Source organism: Shimia biformata (assembly GCF_016888515.1).
Taxonomy (GTDB): domain Bacteria; phylum Pseudomonadota; class Alphaproteobacteria; order Rhodobacterales; family Rhodobacteraceae; genus Shimia_A; species Shimia_A biformata.
Map to the genome: position 1 here is coordinate 1,317,818 of NZ_JAFEJK010000001.1, position 17,745 is coordinate 1,335,562.

At 62.5% G+C, this 17,745-nt stretch carries 15 protein-coding genes; 6 read left to right on the forward strand and 9 right to left on the reverse strand.

Annotation, left to right across the window (positions count from 1 at the left end):
* Positions 1 to 38 precede the first annotated feature (38 nt).
* Positions 39 to 722: a TIGR04283 family arsenosugar biosynthesis glycosyltransferase gene (locus tag JQ863_RS06455; protein WP_204113485.1), complete on the forward strand. Its 684-nt coding sequence runs from the start codon at positions 39 to 41 to the stop codon at positions 720 to 722.
* On the opposite strand, the gene JQ863_RS06460 is transcribed toward JQ863_RS06455, so the two are convergent.
* Positions 719 to 2,623: an ABC transporter transmembrane domain-containing protein gene (locus JQ863_RS06460; protein ID WP_204115073.1), complete on the reverse strand. Its 1,905-nt coding sequence runs from the start codon at positions 2,621 to 2,623 to the stop codon at positions 719 to 721. The genes JQ863_RS06455 and JQ863_RS06460 overlap by 4 nt on opposite strands.
* Before the next feature lie 258 nt (positions 2,624 to 2,881).
* Here JQ863_RS06460 and JQ863_RS06465 point away from each other — a divergent pair, with 258 nt between their 5' ends.
* Positions 2,882 to 4,084, forward strand: coding sequence for a pyridoxal-phosphate-dependent aminotransferase family protein (locus tag JQ863_RS06465; RefSeq protein WP_204113486.1), 1,203 nt, complete (start codon positions 2,882 to 2,884; stop codon positions 4,082 to 4,084).
* A 3-nt stretch (positions 4,085 to 4,087) separates the two neighbouring features.
* Here the strand turns inward: JQ863_RS06465 and JQ863_RS06470 are convergent, their stop codons facing one another.
* Both JQ863_RS06470 and JQ863_RS06475 read right to left on the reverse strand, forming a co-directional pair.
* Positions 4,088 to 4,267 carry a hypothetical protein gene (locus JQ863_RS06470; protein ID WP_204113487.1) on the reverse strand — a complete coding sequence of 60 codons (180 nt, stop codon included), beginning with the start codon at positions 4,265 to 4,267 and terminating at the stop codon, positions 4,088 to 4,090.
* 76 nt (positions 4,268 to 4,343) lie between these two features.
* Entirely contained in the window at positions 4,344 to 5,447 is a 1,104-nt protein-coding gene (locus JQ863_RS06475) for a pyridoxal phosphate-dependent aminotransferase (RefSeq protein WP_204113488.1), read from the reverse strand.
* 114 nt (positions 5,448 to 5,561) lie between these two features.
* Here JQ863_RS06475 and JQ863_RS06480 point away from each other — a divergent pair, with 114 nt between their 5' ends.
* Positions 5,562 to 6,353 (forward strand): crotonase/enoyl-CoA hydratase family protein, encoded by a 792-nt coding sequence (locus JQ863_RS06480; RefSeq protein ID WP_204113489.1) that lies wholly within the window; start codon positions 5,562 to 5,564, stop codon positions 6,351 to 6,353.
* A 1-nt stretch (position 6,354) separates the two neighbouring features.
* Here the strand turns inward: JQ863_RS06480 and JQ863_RS06485 are convergent, their stop codons facing one another.
* From JQ863_RS06485 to JQ863_RS06495, 3 genes are all read right to left on the reverse strand, one after another.
* Entirely contained in the window at positions 6,355 to 6,588 is a 234-nt protein-coding gene (locus JQ863_RS06485; protein WP_338055495.1) for a hypothetical protein, read from the reverse strand.
* Between the two features lie 209 nt (positions 6,589 to 6,797).
* Positions 6,798 to 9,926, reverse strand: a complete 3,129-nt coding sequence (locus tag JQ863_RS06490) for a valine--tRNA ligase (protein WP_204115074.1) — start codon at positions 9,924 to 9,926, stop codon at positions 6,798 to 6,800.
* A gap of 345 nt (positions 9,927 to 10,271) precedes the next feature.
* The gene (locus tag JQ863_RS06495; protein ID WP_204115075.1) at positions 10,272 to 10,709 is read right to left on the reverse strand and encodes an AsnC family transcriptional regulator; all 438 of its coding nucleotides are present in this window, start codon (positions 10,707 to 10,709) and stop codon (positions 10,272 to 10,274) included.
* Between the two features lie 108 nt (positions 10,710 to 10,817).
* On the opposite strand from JQ863_RS06495, the gene JQ863_RS06500 reads away from it, so the two are divergent.
* From JQ863_RS06500 to JQ863_RS06510, 3 genes are all read left to right on the forward strand, one after another.
* Positions 10,818 to 11,945, forward strand: coding sequence for a type III PLP-dependent enzyme (locus JQ863_RS06500; protein WP_204113490.1), 1,128 nt, complete (start codon positions 10,818 to 10,820; stop codon positions 11,943 to 11,945).
* 85 nt (positions 11,946 to 12,030) lie between these two features.
* A complete protein-coding gene (locus JQ863_RS06505; RefSeq protein WP_204113491.1) occupies positions 12,031 to 14,328 on the forward strand; it encodes a xanthine dehydrogenase family protein molybdopterin-binding subunit in 2,298 nt (765 codons plus the stop codon).
* Positions 14,306 to 15,400: a phospholipase effector Tle1 domain-containing protein gene (locus JQ863_RS06510; protein WP_204113492.1), complete on the forward strand. Its 1,095-nt coding sequence runs from the start codon at positions 14,306 to 14,308 to the stop codon at positions 15,398 to 15,400. The genes JQ863_RS06505 and JQ863_RS06510 overlap by 23 nt, the downstream gene beginning before the upstream one ends.
* On the opposite strand, the gene JQ863_RS06515 is transcribed toward JQ863_RS06510, so the two are convergent.
* From JQ863_RS06515 to JQ863_RS06525, 3 genes are all read right to left on the reverse strand, one after another.
* Positions 15,376 to 16,062 (reverse strand): nitroreductase, encoded by a 687-nt coding sequence (locus JQ863_RS06515; RefSeq protein WP_204113493.1) that lies wholly within the window; start codon positions 16,060 to 16,062, stop codon positions 15,376 to 15,378. The two genes, JQ863_RS06510 and JQ863_RS06515, sit on opposite strands and share 25 nt — an antisense overlap.
* 42 nt (positions 16,063 to 16,104) lie before the next feature.
* On the reverse strand, positions 16,105 to 17,211 hold the full coding sequence (locus JQ863_RS06520) for a TFIIB-type zinc finger domain-containing protein (RefSeq protein ID WP_204113494.1): 1,107 nt from the start codon (positions 17,209 to 17,211) through the stop codon (positions 16,105 to 16,107).
* 87 nt (positions 17,212 to 17,298) lie between these two features.
* On the reverse strand, positions 17,299 to 17,703 hold the full coding sequence (locus JQ863_RS06525) for a RidA family protein (RefSeq protein ID WP_239113222.1): 405 nt from the start codon (positions 17,701 to 17,703) through the stop codon (positions 17,299 to 17,301).
* Positions 17,704 to 17,745 lie beyond the last annotated feature (42 nt).

The window sequence follows — 17,745 nt, forward strand, 5'->3', positions numbered from 1 at the left end:
AGGTCCAAGCAGCGGACGCAACAGGACAGGAGATGGAAATGCGCGCGCCTCTCACGGTGGTGATCCCGACATTGAATGCGGGCGAAACCCTGCCGCGGTGTCTTGGTGCGCTGTGGGAAGGCATGCAGGCCGGTCTGATCGGTGAGCTGATCGTGGTGGACGGCGGATCGACAGATGCAACGGTCCAGTTTGCCGATGACGCCGGGGCCACGCTTCTGACGGCGCCACCGTCGCGAGGGGGGCAACTGCGGGCCGGGGCAATGGCGGCGCGTGGCGAGTGGTTCCTTTTTCTGCATGCCGACACGATCCTGCCCGAGGGCTGGTCCGAAGCGGTGATCGGACACCTGCCAAGCCGCCGCGCCGCCTGTTTCCGCCTGTCATTCGATGGCGGTGGCTGGGCCGGACGGTGCGTGGCAGGCTGGGCCAACCTGCGCAGCCGCCTGTTCGGGTTGCCCTATGGGGATCAGGCGCTCTTGTTACCACGCCGCATCTATGAGCGGGCCGGGGGCTTCCCTGACATTCCGCTGATGGAGGACGTGGCACTGGTGCGCAGGCTGGATCAGCGCCCGGTCCTGTTGCCTGCAACTGTCATCACACGGGCCGAACGCTATCAGGCCGAAGGCTGGCTCTGGCGCGGGGCGCGGAACCTTTGGACGCTGGCGCGGTATTTTGCCGGGGTTTCACCCGAACGCCTGAGCAAGAGCTACCGCAAAAGCAGCTAGATGCGCGGCAACCGCGACAGAAGCTTGGCGACAAGCCCCTTTTTCTGTTTCACTTTCTGGTCGGCGGTTGTCGTTCTTGCCAAGGCCCGGCGCTGGGCCATTTCCTCGGTCGAAAGACCCGGGGTATTGAACTGAAGGTTGTAGAGATCGGCATAGATGCCGCCGCGATCAAGCAGTTCGTCATGCGTGCCTTGATCGGCGACCTTGCCCTTGTCCATCACCACGATGCGATCGGCCTCGCGTACGGTGGACAGGCGGTGGGCGATCACCAGCGTGGTGCGGCCCTTGGACAGGCGGTCCAGCGCCTGCTGCACCACCTTTTCGGATTTGGTGTCCAGCGCGCTGGTGGCTTCGTCCAGAAGCAGGATCGGGGTGTCGCGCAGCAGGGCACGCGCGATTACCACTCGCTGACGCTGTCCGCCCGAGAGGTTCGAACCACGCGGTCCGACGGGGGTTTCAAGACCTTTTGGCAGCTTCGCCAGGAAATCAGATACATGTGCGGCATCCAGTACCTTCTTCAGCGCGGCGTCGCTGACATCCGTGCGCCCCAAAAGGATGTTCTCGCGCAATGTTTCGTCAAACAATAGCGCGTCCTGCGACACGACCGAGAAAAGATCGCGCAGATCCCCAAGCGCCATGGCGTCCGTGCGGATGCCGCCAATCAGAACCTCTCCCCGGTCGGGATCGACAAGGCGGGTCAGCACGTTGAACACGGTTGATTTGCCCGCACCTGAGGATCCGACAATCGCGGTGGTCTTGCCCGCTTCGGCGACGAAGGTGGTGCCGCGCAAAACCTTGGCGTCGCCATAGGCAAGGAAGACATCCTGCAACGCAACGTCGGGCACCCCTTTGGGCGCCGCCACCGGGTTTTTCGGTGAAACCAGCGTGGGCTGTGCTTCCAGCAGCTCCTTGATCCGTTCAATCGACGCGGCGGCGACCTGCCACAGGCCACTGACCGCCCCAAGCCGGCGCAAAGGTTCAAACGCAAAACCCATGGCGGTGAAAAAAGTCATGAACTGGCCGACGGTTTTCTCGCCCGCGATGATCTCACCGCCGCCATAGATCAACACGCCCAGGAAACCGAGCCCGGACATGATGTCGATCAGGCCGGGTATGCTCGCAGTCCCAAGCGCGGCGCGGACCTCGGTGCGCACAAGTTTGCCGGTGAGGTCGCGGTATTGGCGCGACTGATAGTTTTCCAGCCGGTTCAGCTTGATCGGAACGATGCCGTGGAACACCTCATCAAGCCGGGTGGCCAGTTTTGCCCCCAGGTCGCGGGCTTCCCGCGCGCGGCGGCGCACGAAGCGCTGCGCTATGAGCGAGGGCAACACCAGCACCGGGATGCCGATCATCGCCACCACTGTCCATCGCCAGTCCACACTGACCGCCACCCCCAGCAGCACCACCAGCGAGACGGAATCGCGCCCCGCGCCGGTGATGACCGTGTTCCAGACGTTGTTTACCTGCTGAACATCCGTCTGCACCCGCTGGATCAGGTATCCGGGCGGGTGGGTCTGATGGAAGGCATTATCCTGCCGCATCAATCGATCCAGAAGGTCCGTGCGGATCTGAGCGGCAGTGCGTTGCGAGATGCTGGTCAGGATCACTTTCTGTGCAATCGACGACAGCGCCCGGCCAATGAAGATCGCCATAATCATCAGCCCGACCGACCACAGGGCCGAAAGGTCCCCAGCCAGGAAGACATTGTCGAACATCGGCTGCATCATCCAGCTGAGCGCACCCAGCATCGAGCCCTCGATCGACATGAACAGAAGCGCCAACAGCAATAGCCAGATGTATCTGTTCAGATAATTGCGCCACAGCCACAGCACCAGCCCGCGCGACTGATCGGGCGCGGGTGCCTTGGCGGTCTTGTCGGTGGGAACCGGCGTATTGGTCACGCGGCGTCCGCCTTTGATTTCGACTGAGTTCCGCGTGACGGGGTCATGGTCTGGCTTTTTCACGTATCCGTTTGTCCTTGACCGGACATATCAGCCCGATCCGGTCATGGGAACCATAGCGCGGAAGGTTGTCCGGGGGAAATTCCCGAATTTGCAATTCTCCCAATGTTTGGGCAGCAGGTGTCTTTGTTGCCCGCAGGCGATTGACCCTGCCGATCACGCCAGTAGTGTCGCGGTGTTCAGCTTTCGGAGTCGCTCATGTCCCTTGCCAATGGACGTTCCTACCTTGCCATTCCCGGTCCCTCGGTCATGCCCGAGTCGGTCCTGCGCGCCATGCATCGCGCCGCGCCGAATATTTACGAAGGTGAGTTGATCGCCCTGACCGAAAGCCTGTTTCCCGACCTGAAAAAGGTTGCGCGCACCGATGGTCACGTGGCGATCTATATCGGCAATGGCCACGCGATCTGGGAGGCGGCGCTGGCCAATATTGTCGGACCGGGGGACGTGGTGCTTGTGCCCGCAACCGGGTCTTTCGGCCACGGGTGGGCTGACGTTGCCACCGGACTGGGCGCCGAGGCGCAGGTGATCGACTTTGGAACCAGCAACCCGATCGACCCGGACCAAGTGGCCGACGCGCTGCAGGCGGACAAGGGCCACCGGATCAAGGCGGTTCTGGGCACCCACGTCGATACCTCGTCCTCGATCAAGACCGATATGGCGATGTTGCGACGGGCGCTGGACGCGGCCGGTCATCCCGCCCTTTTGCTGGCCGACTGCATCGCTTCGATGGGGTGCGACCGGTTCGAGATGGACAGGAACGGCATCGACATAGCCATTGCCGCCAGCCAGAAGGGATTGATGGTGCCGCCGGGGATCGGCTTTGTCTTTCTCAATGACAAAGCCCGCGCGCGCCGCGCCGCGATGCCGCGTGTCAGCCGCTATTGGGATTGGGAGCCGCGCATCAATCCTGAACGCTATTACCAGTATTTCTGCGGCACTGCGCCGACCCATCACCTGTATGGCCTGCGCGCCGCTCTGGACCTGATCCACGACGAGGGGATCGAACATGTCTGGTCTCGGCACGAGGTTCTGGCCCGTGCAATCTGGGCCGCCGTGGACGCCTGGGGGCAGGGTGGTCCGATCCGCCTGAACGTGGCAGAGGAAAAGAACCGCAGCCATGCCGTGACCTCATTGGCAATCGGCGCCGAACACGGCACCCGCCTGCGGCGCTGGTGTCAGGATCAGGCGGGGCTGACCCTTGGCATCGGCCTTGGCATGTCCACGGCAGAAGACCCGGACGGGGACGGTTTCTTCCGTTTTGGTCACATGGGGCATGTCAATGCGCAGATGATCATGGGACTTCTGGCAACGGTGCAGACCGGAATGGTGGCGCTGGGCATCCCGCATGGACGCGGCGGGATCGAGGCCGCATCCACGGTGATTGCCGGGGCAACCCGTTAAGGCTCAGGCCCGTTTGCGCGCAGCCAGCCGATTGACCCAGGCATTCAGGCCAAGCGCCGTCAGCAGAGCAAAGGCGTACCCCAAGAAGGCCCATATCGCGATCAGCACCCAGACCAGGTTCACCAGTCCAAGGACAAGACAGGTATTGGTGTAGTTTTCCACAGGTTTGACATTGCGCGCCATGACCCAACCCTCCTTGCGGCAAGAGCGTAGCGCGTTTTGTCATCCTGTCAGGTCACAGTGACGAGAGCGACCCGGATCAGCCAAGTTCCGCCAAAACCTGCGGCAAGGCGTTTGCAAAATGCGCAAGCACCGCATCGGGGCCACAGCTGATGCGGATGCATCTGTTCTGAGGGGCAACGAACGGCATGCGGACAAAAACGCCCCGCGCCACCAGCCCGTCCAGCACCGCCTTGGCATAGGCCCCGTCACGGCCGCAGTCGACAGCGACGAAATTCGTCGCCGAGGGCAGCGCGGTCAGGCCGTTCTCTTCCACGATGGCGGCTATCCGGGCCCGCGCGGCAGCGACCTGCCGTCGGGTTGAAACCAGCCAGTCATCATCCGCCAGCGCCGCCAGCGCCCCGGCCTGCGCCGCGCGGTTCATGCCGAAATGGTTGCGGATCTTCTCGAAGCTGCGGATCAGGTCGGTCGCACCCATGGCGTATCCGACCCTTGCCCCTGCCATGCCATAGCCTTTCGAAAAGGTGCGCATGCGGATCAGGCGCGGGTCTTCGATGTCGCAGCTGACCGCCGTCCCCGCCGGGGCAAGTTCGACATAGGCTTCGTCCACCACCAGAAGGCAGCCTTCCGGCAGCGTCTCCAGCGCAGACATGATTGTGTCGCCACTGACCCAACTGCCCATCGGGTTGTCGGGATTGGCGAAATAGATCAGCTTGGCGTCAACCTCGGCAGCCTTTGCAATCAGCGCGGGCAGGTCCTCGGCGTCGTCGCGATAGGGGACCTTGTGCAGGACACCACCAAATCCGGCGACGTGATAGTTGAAGGTCGGATAGGCCCCGTCCGACGTGACCACGGTGTCACCGGGCCCGACCAGAAGCCGCACGAGATATCCCAGCAATCCGTCGATTCCTTCGCCCACCACGATGTTGGATAGGGCGATGCCGTGGAATGCCGCCAGCGCGTGGCGCAGATCATGGCTTTCGGGATCGCCATACATCCAGATATCCGCCGCCGCGTCTTGCATCGCTGCGATCGCATTGGGCGATGGGCCAAAGATGTTCTCGTTCGCGCCAAGCCGCGCATCAAACGCGCGACCCATGGCACGCTCCTGCGCTTCGGGGCCGACAAAGGGCACGGTGGCGGGCAGGGATTGGGCAAGCGGTGTGTATCTGGGTCCGGTCATGGCGCGGAGAATGCCCTTGGGCGCGGCGCTGGGCAAGCGCTTATGCCCTCACGTCACTGTGGATTTTGTCGCCCGTCGCGGTGAAACTGCGCCCAACCTGAAATGGAGAGTCCCATGTCCCGCGTTTCCGTCGAGATCGAGAATCATATCGCCCGTGTCACCCTGACCAGGGGCGACAAGATGAATGCGCTCGACCCGGCGATGATCGATGCCATCATCGAGGCGGGCGAGGGGCTGTTGGAGCGCGATGACATCCGCGCCGTGGTGCTGTCAGGCCAAGGCGCGGCCTTCTGTGCCGGGCTGGATGTGGCCAGTTTCGGCGCGCTGGCGGGCGGCGACCCGGAACAGCACCTGATGCCGCGCACCCATGGTCAAAGCAACCGGTTCCAGCGCGTCGCCATGGTCTGGCGCGACATCCCGGTCCCGGTGATCGCGGCGCTGAAAGGTGTCGCCTTTGGCGGCGGCCTGCAGATCGCGGTGGGCGCCGATATCCGCATCGCGGCGCCGGGCACCAAGCTGGCGGTGATGGAAATGAAATGGGGGCTGATACCGGACATGGGCGGCATGGCGCTTCTGCCGACACTTTGCCGCTCGGATGTTTTGCGCAAGCTGACCTTTACCGCCGCGCCGATCACCGCCGAACAGGGGGCGGACTGGGGGCTGATCACGGAACTGGCCGAAGACCCCGAGGCCGCAGCCATGGCACTGGCGACCGAGATTGCAAGAAAAAGCCCCTCGGCGATCCGCGCCGCAAAACGCCTGATCGGCTTTGCAGAAACCAACAGCCAGGACCCTGCCGCCGTTCTTCTAGAAGAAAGCCGCGAACAGGCTGGGCTGATCGGCCGCCCGCATCAGATGGAAGTGATCGCGGCCAACATGCAGAAGCGCGCGCCGGTGTTTAAGTAAGTTACTTCAGGAACTTGCGATAGGCTTCGCGCTCGATGTCATAGGCCATCTCCAACTCGGCGATCTTGGCCATCAACACCTTCTTCGCCGCAGGATCACTTTCCGCCCGCCACGCCGCGCGCGCATCGTCTAGCTGCCGTTTCAGCGCAAATTCACGCGGCAGGACCCCGGCCTCGGCCATGATCCGGTGCCCCGCCGCAATCGCGGGGTCCTCAAGGTCATGGCGGCGCGGCAAGGGCTTGCCTTCCCTTCCAGCCCCGACAACTGCCCCTCGGCCTCTGCCTTGAGGATCTGCCGTTCAATCAGGTTTCTGAGGTCGCGTATCATACCCTCAAGATAGGCACGAAGGGCGGCCCTTGCCAGAACCGCCCTTCCTCTTGCTCAAAATACCTCGGGGGTGAAGCTTGAAAACAAGGTGTTTTCAAGCAAGGGGGCGGCGCCCCCTCAGGCCTCCATTTCGGCCAGTCGCGCCAGTGCAGTCTTGACCCGCCCGATCTCATCCTCGCGCGCGGCAAGGTTTTCGCGGGCTTCCTCGACGACTTCTTCCGGGGCCGAGGCGACAAAATTCGGGTTGTTCAGGCGGCCCCGCAGACCCCCGGCCTCTTTCTCAAGCTTGCCAAGCGCTTTCTCCAACCGCCCCTTTTCTTCGGCCACATCGATCACATCCGCCAGCGGCAGGCCAAAGCTGCCGCCCTCGACGGTGATCGAAACACAGCCTTTCGGGAAGGCATCCACTTCGGCAAGGCTTTCGATCCGCGCAAGTTTCAGGATCAGTGCTTCGTTCCTGTCCCAAGCGGCGCGGCCCGCTTCGTCCAACTCGCTCACCAGCATCGGCAGTTTCAGGCCAGCAGGCACATGCATCTGGCTGCGCGCCGAACGGATCGCCTCGATCAGCGAAATCACCCAGTTGGTTTCGCGGTCCGCCGCCTCATCGACCAGTTCCGCGCCATAGGACGGCCAGTCGGCATGGACCAGCATCTTGGCCCGCGCGCCAGTTTCGCCCCACAGCTCTTCGGTGATGAAAGGCATGATCGGGTGCAGCATGGTCAGGCATTGGTCCATGACCCAGCCCATCGTGGCGCGGGTCTCGGCCTGAACCGCTGCATCGTCACTGTTCAACAGCGGCTTGGAAAACTCGACATACCAGTCACAGACCTTGCCCCAGACAAAGGCGTAAAGCGCCGATGCCGCGTCATTGAATCGGAACCCTTCCAGCGCCTCGTCCACCGCAACGCGGACCTTGCCGGTCTCGCCGATGATCCACTTGTTCACGGTCGCTGTGGCCTCGGGGATCGCCGCCGACGGCGCGCCGCCCTCGTAAACGCCGTTCATCTCGGCAAAGCGCACGGCGTTCCAGATCTTGGTGCCGAAGTTGCGATAGCCCTTGATCCGCTCCATATCGAGCTTCAGGACACCCCCCAGCGCCGCCATCGCCGCCGACGAGAACCGCAGCGCATCCGCGCCGTATTCGTCGATGATGTCCAAGGGGTCCATCACGTTGCCGGTGGATTTCGACATCTTCTTGCCCTTGGCGTCGCGGACAAGCCCGTGCAGATAGACCGTGTCGAATGGGATCTGATCGACCACCGCAAGCTGCATCATCATCATCCGCGCGACCCAGAAAAACAGGATGTCCTGTCCGGTCACCAGCGTCGATGTGGGGAAATACTTGGCCAGCGCCTCGGTCTCCTGAGGCCAGCCCAGCGTGCCGATCGGCCACAGCCCGGACGAGAACCAGGTGTCCAGAACGTCCGGGTCACGCCAGACAGGATAGATCAGCTGGGTCGGGTCCTGCGTGGTCTCATACTGCGCCAGCGACGCGGCAAGGGTTTCCAGCGCCTCGGCGCGGTCCGCAACCTCGACCACGCGGGCGTGGTTCAGCGGAACCGGCAATCCGGCCTCGTCGTCCTTGAACTTCGACACGACGCTGTCGAAATCGGCGGCGCAATGGTGCAGCTCGTCCCCCGGCAACAGCGATTGCGACGACAACAGGCGGCCCATCTCGACAAGATCCAGCGCGCCGTCATTCTCGTCATCGACATAGCCTTCGCCGGACAGGTTCAGCCCGTACCAGACCGGGATCTGGTGGCCCCACCACAGTTGGCGGCTGATGCACCAAGGCTCAATGTTCTCAAGCCAGTGATAATAGGTCTTCTCGCCTGACTCGGGCAGGATCTTCACTGTGCCGTCGCGCACCGCGTCCAGCGCTGGTCCGACGATCTTGTCGGTGTCGACAAACCACTGGTCGGTCAGCATCGGCTCGATCACCACTTTCGAGCGGTCGCCGAAAGGCTGCATGATCGGCTTTTTCTCGACGTAAGGGATGAACTCGGGCTCACCTTCGGCACCGGCCTCGGGGTTTGCAACCATCACCGCCAGCCCTTCTGCCGTGATCTGGTCCACCACGCGCGACCGGGCCTCGAACCGGTCAAGGCCGCGCAGATCGTCGGGGACCAGGTTGATGGCGTCCGCTTCGGTTTCCGACAGCGAAACCTCACCCTTGGCGGCCTGCATTGCGATGGCGGCAGCCTCGGCATAAGGCGCGCCGTCCTCGCGCATCGCACCCTTGGTATCCATCAATCGGTACATCGGGATGCCACCACGCTTGGCGACCTGATAGTCGTTGAAGTCATGCGCACCGGTGATCTTCACCGCGCCCGAGCCGAAATCGGGATCGGGGTATTCATCGGTGATGATCGGGATCAGGCGGCGGTGTTCTTTCGGGCCAACCGGGATTTCGCAAAGTTTGCCGACAATTGGCGCGTAACGTTCATCCGATGGATGAACCGCCACCGCGCCGTCGCCCAGCATGGTTTCGGGGCGGGTCGTGGCGATCGAGATGTAATCACGCTCTTCCTCAAGAACGACATTTCCGTCCTCGTCTTTCTCGACAAAGGTATAGGTCTCGCCCCCTGCCAGCGGGTATTTGAAATGCCACATATGGCCGGCAACCTCGATATTCTCGACTTCCAGGTCCGAGATTGCGGTCTCGAAATGCGGGTCCCAGTTCACCAACCGCTTGCCGCGATAGATCAGGCCCTTGTTGTACATGTCGACAAAAACCTTGATCACGGCATCATGGAAATTGCCGTGGCGCTCGGCCTCGGGCGCGCCGGGGGCGCCGGACATCGTGAACGCCGTGCGGTCCCAGTCACAGGAGGCACCGAGACGCTTCAGCTGGTTGACGATGGTGCCGCCAGATTGCTCTTTCCATTCCCAGACCTTCTCAAGGAATGCCTCGCGGCCCAGTTCCCGGCGCGAGGGCTGCTGGGTCTCGGCCAGCTTGCGCTCGACCACCATTTGCGTGGCGATCCCGGCATGGTCAGTGCCCGGCTGCCAGAGCGTGTCGAACCCCTGCATCCGCTTCCAGCGGATCAGGATGTCCTGCAACGTGTTGTTGAAGGCATGCCCCATGTGCAGCACGCCGGTCACGTTCGGCGGCGGGATCATGATGCAATAGGTCGAAGCGCCGGGCTTGGCATTGGCCCCGGCCGTGAAACAGCCCGCCTTTTCCCAGGCGTCATAAAGGCGGCTTTCTGCCTCGGCTGCGTTGAAGGTCTTTTCCATCGCCATGTCGTCAGATCCCTTTTCCGGTCGCGGCATGAATTACCGAAAGCGGCGGCAAAGGGAAAGGCAGAGTGCACGGTTTTTTCAAGCCGCGTCGCGCGGGCGGAACGGGTGCGCCTTGGGTATTTCTGACCAGAAAAAAGTGCGGAACCTTTTGTTAATCGGAATCACGCCATCCTGATCTCGCGGTACAGGCTGGGGAGCCGATGACCGCACCAGTGAAAAGCCGCCCCCGCCCATGTCATGAGTGTCCCTTTGAGGATGGACGGGCAAGGCGGGGGCGCATCCGGTCAATGGCCTTTTTGCTGGTCCAAAATACCCAATTCCCGACGTCACCCACATGCGCGTTGGTCACGGTCTGACGCGATCCAGCTTGGTGGACAGGTGGATCAGGCTTTCTGAACTTTTCACGCCTTTCGCTTCGCCGATCCTGTCGAGCGTGTCGTCAAGCTCGGCGGTGGTGTCGGCGGCGATCTGCACCAGAAGGTCGAACCGCCCGGACACCGTATGCACCGCCTCGACCGCCGGCAGGGACTTGAGCCGTGCCAGCACGGTGGGTCCTGTTCTCAGTTCGATCGACACAAGCGCGGTTGCGCGGATGCGGGGGCGGGCGATTTCGCCAAGGCGCAAGGTGTAGCCTGAAATGGCGCCCGAGGATTCAAGCCGCTCAATCCGCGCTTGCACGGTGGTGCGCGCCAGTTTCAGACGCCGTGCCAGAAGCGACACAGGCGTTCTGGCGTTTTCGCTGAGCAGGCTGATCAATGCGCGGTCGGTATCGTCTAACTGTATGGTCATCTCGTCGATATGTTTGCTAGATTGGTCAATACTAGCATGATGACCTGATAAATCGACGCGAAAATGCCGGATTCTGGGGGAAACAGGACTTGAGGTATCGCGATGCAACACCAGCCCCCCCTTTGGCCGTCTTCCCTTGGCTATGTCGAGCGTTTTCGCCCGGACAATCCCGTTCTTTTCTTTTCGCCCAGAGTGCTTCAGGCGACGGCGACGCGGTTTCAGCGCGGCTTTCCCGGCCTTGTCACCTATGCGGTAAAGGCCAATGATTTGCCGGTTGTACTGGACAACTTGGTTGGTGCGGGCATGTCCGCCTTTGACGTTGCCTCGCCACACGAAATGGCGGCGATGCGCCGGGTTCAGCCTTCGGCGGTGCTGCATTATCACAACCCGGTCCGGTCGCGGGACGAAGTCGCGATTGCCGCCGGTTACGGCATTCAAAGCTGGTCGGTGGATTGTCCGCGCGAATTGGGCAAGCTGACCGATGTCCAGAGAACCGAAGTCTCAGTGCGCCTGCGCTTGCCGGTCAGCGGGGCCGCCTATGATTTCGGCGCCAAATTCGGCGCTGACCCGGACCAGGCGGTTGACCTGCTGCGCGAGGCGGCGGCGATGGGCTTCACCCCGTCGATCACCTTTCACCCGGGCACGCAATGCGCGGACCCGCAGGCCTGGGCGGTCTATATCGTCGAGGCGGCCGAGGTTGCGCGGCGCGCCGGTGTGCAACTGGCGCGGCTCAATGTCGGTGGCGGGTTTGCCTCGCATCGCAATGGAGAAGCGCCGGATCTTGAGGCGATTTTTGACCGTATCGATCAGGAAACCACGCGCGCGTTCGGCGCAGCACGGCCAGAACTGGTTTGTGAACCCGGTCGTGCGATGGTGGCCGAGGCATTTACGCTGGCGCTGCGGGTCAAAACCGTGCGGCGCGATGGTGCGGTGTTCCTCAATGATGGGGTCTATGGTGCCCTGACCGAGCTGCGCGATATCGGGTTGACGGACCGTGTTCGGGTCATTGGCGCGGATGGAAGCGAGAAAGGCGGGGCAATGACGCCGCGTGTGGTTTTTGGCCCAACCTGTGACAGCATCGACCGCTTGCCGGACCCGGTGCCCCTGCCAAACGGCATTGAAGAAGGTGACCACCTGCTGTTTGCCGGGGCCGGGGCCTATTCCGCCGCGATTTCGACGCGGTTCAACGGCTATGGCACGCAAGAGGTCGTGACCGTCGACCAACTTTAACGCTGCCTTCGCTGGACAAGGGCGACCGGGCCGCTAATCTCTGCCCCTGTTGCGATGAAGTTTCACGGACAGAAGGGGCGGGGTTTTGGAGAAATTCGGCAAAAGCCAGCCGGTCACGCGGGTCGAAGATCGGCGATTTCTGACCGGGGCAGGGCGGTATGTGGACGACATTGCGCCGCGTGGTGCGCTGCATGCGGTTGTGTTCCGTTCGCCCGTGGCCCATGCCCGGATCAGCGGGCTGGACGTGACCGAGGCCCGCGCCGCAGACGGGGTTCACGCGGTCTTGACCTGCGCGGATCTTGAGGCGGCGGGCATGAATGTCGCCATGTTCGCCATTCTTGTCGACAATCGCGACGGCACCAAGGCCGCAGCGCCCGTGCGTCCGATTCTGGCGCGTGACCGGGTACGGTTCGTCGGTGATCCGGTGGCCCTTGTGGTGGCCGAGACGCTGGAACAGGCGCGTGATGCCGCCGAGCTGATCGAGTTTGACTATGAGGAACTGCCGGTCTCGCTGGCGGTGGCGCCGGGTGGTCCCGAGATTCATTCCGAGGCGCCTGGCAATGTTGCCTTTGACTGGGGCATCGGGGACGAGGCTGCGACCGACGCAGCCTTTTCCGAGGCCGCCCATGTGGTGCGCCTTGACGTGGCCGACAACCGCGTTCTGCCCAGCCCGCTGGAGCCGCGCGGTTGTTTTGCCGATTGGGACGGGGACCGGGTTCATGTGACGGTCAATGCCCAGGGCGTCTGGGTGCCAAAAGGCCAGATTGCCACGGCGCTGAACCTGCCCGAGGACAAGGTGCATGTCACCAACCCGGATGTCGGCGGAGGCTTTGGCCTGAAGGCCATCGTCCACCCCGAAACCCTTGCCGTGGCACAGGCAGCGCGTGTGCTTGGCCGCCCGGTGCGTTGGATCTGCGAACGGACCGAGGCGACATTGGCCGACCATGCTGCGCGTGACCTCTATTCCCATGCGGAACTGGCTTTTGATGCGGATCTCAGGATAACCGCCTATCGGGTGAAATCGCATGTCAATCTGGGGGCTTACAACTCGCAGTTCGGGCAGGGTATCCAGACCCAGCTGTTTTCGCGGGTGATGCCGGGCACTTATGACATCCGCACCCTTTGGATGAACCATATCGGTATCTATACCAACACCACGCAGGTCGATGCCTATCGCGGGGCGGGGCGGCCCGAGGCGATCTATGTGCTGGAACGGGTCATGGACCGCGCCGCGCGCGAATTGGGCGTCAGCGGCTGGGACTTGCGCCGCCGCAACTTCATCCCCGCCGATGCCTTCCCCTACAAGACGCAGGTGGGCGAGACCTATGACGTCGGTGATTTCCACCGGGTACTGGATCGTCTTGAGGAATTTGCCGATGTCGCGGGTTTCGAGGCGCGCAGGGCGGCCAGTGAAAAGGCGGGCTATCTGCGCGGGATCGGGCTTTGTTACTATATCGAAAGCATTCTGGGTGATCCTTCCGAAGGCGCGCGAGTCGTGCTGGAAGAAGATGGCGGCGCCACGATCTTTGTCGGCACCCAGTCGAACGGTCAGGGGCATGAAACCGTCTATGCCCAGTTCCTGTCGGACCAGACCGGCATTCCGGCTGACATGATCCGTGTGGTGCAGGGCGACAGTGACCTGATTGCCAAGGGTGGCGGCACGGGCGGGTCCCGCTCGGTCACGACGCAGACACATGCGACGCTGGCCACGGTCGAGACGATGATCGCGGCCTTCACCCCTTATCTGGCGGACAAGATGGGGGTCGCGGAAAGTGCAGTGACGTTTGATGCCGAGCGGTTTCGCGCCGAGGGGTCAAACCTGACTCCGACATTGTCCGAGGCGGCGGACATGGCACGTGCCGATGGGCGGATGGACCTTCTGACCCATGAAGCCCGCGCAACCCTGCCGGGGCGGTCCTTCCCCAATGGCGGCCACGTCGCCGAAGTCGAGATCGACCCCGAGACCGGGCAGGTCCGGCTGGATCGCTATACGGTGGTCGATGATTTCGGCAACCTGATCAATCCCTTGCTGGCCGAGGGACAGGTTCATGGCGGGATTGCGCAGGGGGCGGGTCAGGCGCTGATGGAACATGTGGTTCATGACGATGAGGGGCAGCTGCTCACGGCAAGTTTCATGGACTATGCGGTGCCAAGGGCGTCGGATATGCCTATGTTCAGGTTCACGACCGAGGCCGTGCCCTCGACCATGAACCCGATGGGCATGAAGGGCTGTGGAGAGGCCGGGACGGTCGGGTCCATGGCATCCGTCGCCAATGCAGTGCAGGATGCGTTGTGGGACAAAGGGGTGCGTCAGGCGGATATGCCGTTCACCCCGATGAAAGTCTGGAGTTTGTTGCAAGGTGTCGCTGACACGGATCACTAAGAAGGTTTTTGGCTGGCTCGGACGAACGCTCAAGTCTGATCACAGCCCGGCTGCGCGGGGACGCGGGCCGCAGACCCACGTGATCATCCTTGATGGGACCATGTCCTCGCTTGCTCCGGGCGAAGAAACCAACGCAGGTCTTATCTATCGCCTTCTGCAAGAAGTCGGCGGGTTGTCCCTGTGGTATGAAGGCGGTGTGCAGTGGCACGACTGGCGCTCGACCCCGGATGTGATGATGGGGCGGGGGATCAACCGCCAGATCCGGCGCGCCTATGGGTTTCTTGCCTCGCGTTACCGGCCCGGCGACCGGATTTTCCTCATCGGCTATTCGCGTGGTGCTTTTGCGGTGCGATCATTGGCCGGAGCCATTGACCAGGTCGGTTTGTTGAAGGCCAGCCACGCCACGGAACGCAATGTGCGCCAGCTATACCGCCATTACGAGGGCGCGCCGGACAGCGATGCCGCCCGTGTCTTTGCGCGCGCTTTCTGTCACGACGCGGTCGAGATCGAAATGGTTGGGGTCTTTGACACGGTCAAGGCGCTCGGCCTGCGGTTGCCACTTTTGTGGCGGTTGACCGAAGAACGGCATCGGTTTCACAACCACAACCTTGGCCCGTCGATACGGCACGGGTTTCACGCGCTGGCGCTGGACGAGACCCGAGAGGTTTTCGAGCCTGTGCTTTGGTCTTGCCCCGACGACTGGTCGGGCCGCGCCGAACAGGTCTGGTTCCGCGGAACCCACGGCGACATCGGCGGTCAGCTGGGCGGGTTCGACGCGGCGCGGCCATTGGCCAATATCCCGCTGGTCTGGATGCTGGACCGGGCCGAAGGCTGTGAACTGCCTTTGCCCGATGGCTGGCGGGCGCGGTTTGTGACCAATGTCGATGCGCCTTCGGTCGGCACCTGGCAGGCCTGGGCCAAGATGTTCCTGATCCGGCGGCCGCGCGTCATCCTGCGGGACCGGTCCGAGTCAATCCACCCCACGGCTCGTGACCACGTCGAGAACGGACCTTTCCGGGGGCGGCTGGCCGGCGATCTGGTCTGGGCTCAGTCGCGCCAGTCCACCACCTGACTCAGCGTCGCACGTGACGTGCGGAACTGGTTGGCGGGATGGGTGTCGTCGGCATAGCCAAATGAGATAGCACATAGCACCATGCGGTCATCGCCAAGGTCAAAGTGTTCGCGCACAACATCTGAATAAAAGGCGATCGCCGCCTGTGGAACGGTCGCGATCCCCTGCGCCTGCGCCGCCAGGCAGAAGGCGGTGATGAACCCGCCACAATCCAGCGCGCCATAAGGTCCCAATTCGCGCGCGGTCGAGATCATCGCAACATGCGGTGCCCCGAAAAAACGATAGTTCTCGCGCATTTGGCGCACGCGGCCATCCTTGTCTCCCCGCTCGATCCCCACCGCTTCATAAAGCTGCATACCACAGGTGAAACGCCGCTCTTTGTATGGGCCGGAATAGCCGGTCGGGAAAGGGAAGTCGGGGTTGGGGTGGCCGGTATCAAAGGCGTTCAGCATGGCCTGCCGAAAGGCTTCTGTCTCATCTCCCGAGGTCACAACAACCTGCCACGGCTGGGCATTGCACCAGCTTGGGGCGCGGCAGGCGTCCTCCAGTATCTGTTCGACCACGGCGCGCGGCACCGGGTCAGGCCGGAAAGCTCGGCAGGAGTGGCGGGCGTGAAGAAGACCCCGCAGGGTTTCTTGGGCGGTATCGTCGCTATTGCTCATTGCGCGTGTCCCGTTTTCGTCCCGTTGCGACGGGTGTTTTCCTTACTGGCCCTGCGCCATCACATAACCCAGCCCGGCCGCAATCGCAGCCCCAAGGACCAGGGCAATGGCGATCTTCCACGCCGAATAGGGGCGTTCGCCCTGCACCCGCCCGGTCTGGCCATTGACGACGAAGCGATAGGTCTTTCCGCGATATTTGTAGGCCGCCACCCATACCGGAAGCAGGATGTGCTTGAAGGTGATGTCGCTGAGCGCGGTATCGATATCGTGGATACGTTGGCGATCGCCACCGATGGCCATGCGCACGTCCCGCTCGATCACCCGGTCCATGATCTGGCGCGCTTCGTCAAAGCCTGCGTCGAGATCGACCTGATAGCCTTCGGCATCGAACCCGGCCAGGAACTCGGGGCGATAGGGCTGAAGTGCGGACAAGTCCCACGGCTGAAGCGCATCGGTATAGGTCTTTGGCAGCGATCTGGATGCAAGAACAAGGATGTCGTCAAAGAACCGTTTGACCCGGCCCGAGGCCGGGGTCCAGCGGACCTTCTGCACCTGTTGCTGAACCGGCTTGCCGTCCCGCATCACGGTCCGGGTCACGTAATAGACCGTGCCCCGTTCGCCCGAGTAACGCGATTTCGTGTCTGCGTCATAGGTCCAGTAAGGGACATAGATACCATTCATTTTCCGCCCCTTGCGGGCATATTCCCGCAACCCGTTTGGCGCGAACCAGAGCCGCCCCAACCAGTCGGTCATGGCCTTGTGCGCGGCACGTTCGGGCAGCGCAAAAGGCAGGACGGCGCGCGGCTTGATATGGCGGTGGGTGCCGGAATCAACCACCACAGGGGTTGCGCAAAACGGGCATTCGGTGGCGTGGCTGTCGGCGTCAAAGGAAACCTCGGCAGCGCAGTTGGGGCATTTCGATATCCGCGTTTCCTCGATCTCCTGCAGCGGCAGGAGGTTCGCCATCGCCTGTTTGAAATCCAGTTCCCGGATGGGCGTCACTTTGCCCTGTTCAGCCACTGTGGTTTCATGCCCGCAATGGTCGCAGATCAACTGCCCTGTTCCGGGCGCAAACCGGTAGTCCGCACCGCATTGCGCGCAGGGAAAGCGGTAGGTCTGCTCGGGGGCGGGTGGGGGTGTGTCGGTCATGCAAAAGGCGCCTTCGGCGAGAGTATTTTTGTCAAGAAAGAAGCTGTTGGATGGTATCGGTCAAAGCGGTTGAAAGGCGGCAGCTGGTCACGGTGTCCAGCCCGCGATGACGGCATCGGCCTCAAGTTCGACCAGCCATTCGGGGTTTACGAAACGATCCACCGCCATGATTGTGTCCACGGGCCGGACATCGCGGAAATATTCCTTGCGCGCGTCGATCGCGGCTTTCCAGTTGTCGATATTGGTCAGGATTACGCGGGTACGCACCACGTCGTGCAGGCCGGATCCCGCCTGTTCGAGTGCTGCCTTGATGATCTCGATACACTGCCGGGTTTGGGCGGCAACGTCTCCGATGCCGACGGTCTTGCCATCCGGTCCGACCGGTGCAGTGCCGCCGATACTGATGAATGGGCCCACCCGAACAGCCCGGCTGAAGCCGACAACCGCCTCCATCGGGTTGCCGTTCGAGATCAGTTCGCGGTCATAGGCCATTGTGATACACTCATTCTGCAACGGTAAGCATCATCCGCCATT

Excerpts from the sequence above, each read along its gene's own strand:
- JQ863_RS06525 (WP_239113222.1), bottom strand. The coding sequence starts at position 17,703 with ATGGCCTATGACCGCGAACTGATCTCGAACGGCAACCCGATGGAGGCG.
- JQ863_RS06520 (WP_204113494.1), bottom strand. The coding sequence starts at position 17,211 with ATGACCGACACACCCCCACCCGCCCCCGAGCAGACCTACCGCTTTCCC.
- JQ863_RS06470 (WP_204113487.1), bottom strand. The coding sequence starts at position 4,267 with ATGGCGCGCAATGTCAAACCTGTGGAAAACTACACCAATACCTGTCTT.
- JQ863_RS06500 (WP_204113490.1), top strand. The coding sequence starts at position 10,818 with ATGCAACACCAGCCCCCCCTTTGGCCGTCTTCCCTTGGCTATGTCGAG.
- JQ863_RS06475 (WP_204113488.1), bottom strand. The coding sequence starts at position 5,447 with ATGACCGGACCCAGATACACACCGCTTGCCCAATCCCTGCCCGCCACC.
- JQ863_RS06455 (WP_204113485.1), top strand. The coding sequence starts at position 39 with ATGCGCGCGCCTCTCACGGTGGTGATCCCGACATTGAATGCGGGCGAA.
- JQ863_RS06480 (WP_204113489.1), top strand. The coding sequence starts at position 5,562 with ATGTCCCGCGTTTCCGTCGAGATCGAGAATCATATCGCCCGTGTCACC.
- JQ863_RS06515 (WP_204113493.1), bottom strand. The coding sequence starts at position 16,062 with ATGAGCAATAGCGACGATACCGCCCAAGAAACCCTGCGGGGTCTTCTT.
- JQ863_RS06490 (WP_204115074.1), bottom strand. The coding sequence starts at position 9,926 with ATGGCGATGGAAAAGACCTTCAACGCAGCCGAGGCAGAAAGCCGCCTT.
- JQ863_RS06465 (WP_204113486.1), top strand. The coding sequence starts at position 2,882 with ATGTCCCTTGCCAATGGACGTTCCTACCTTGCCATTCCCGGTCCCTCG.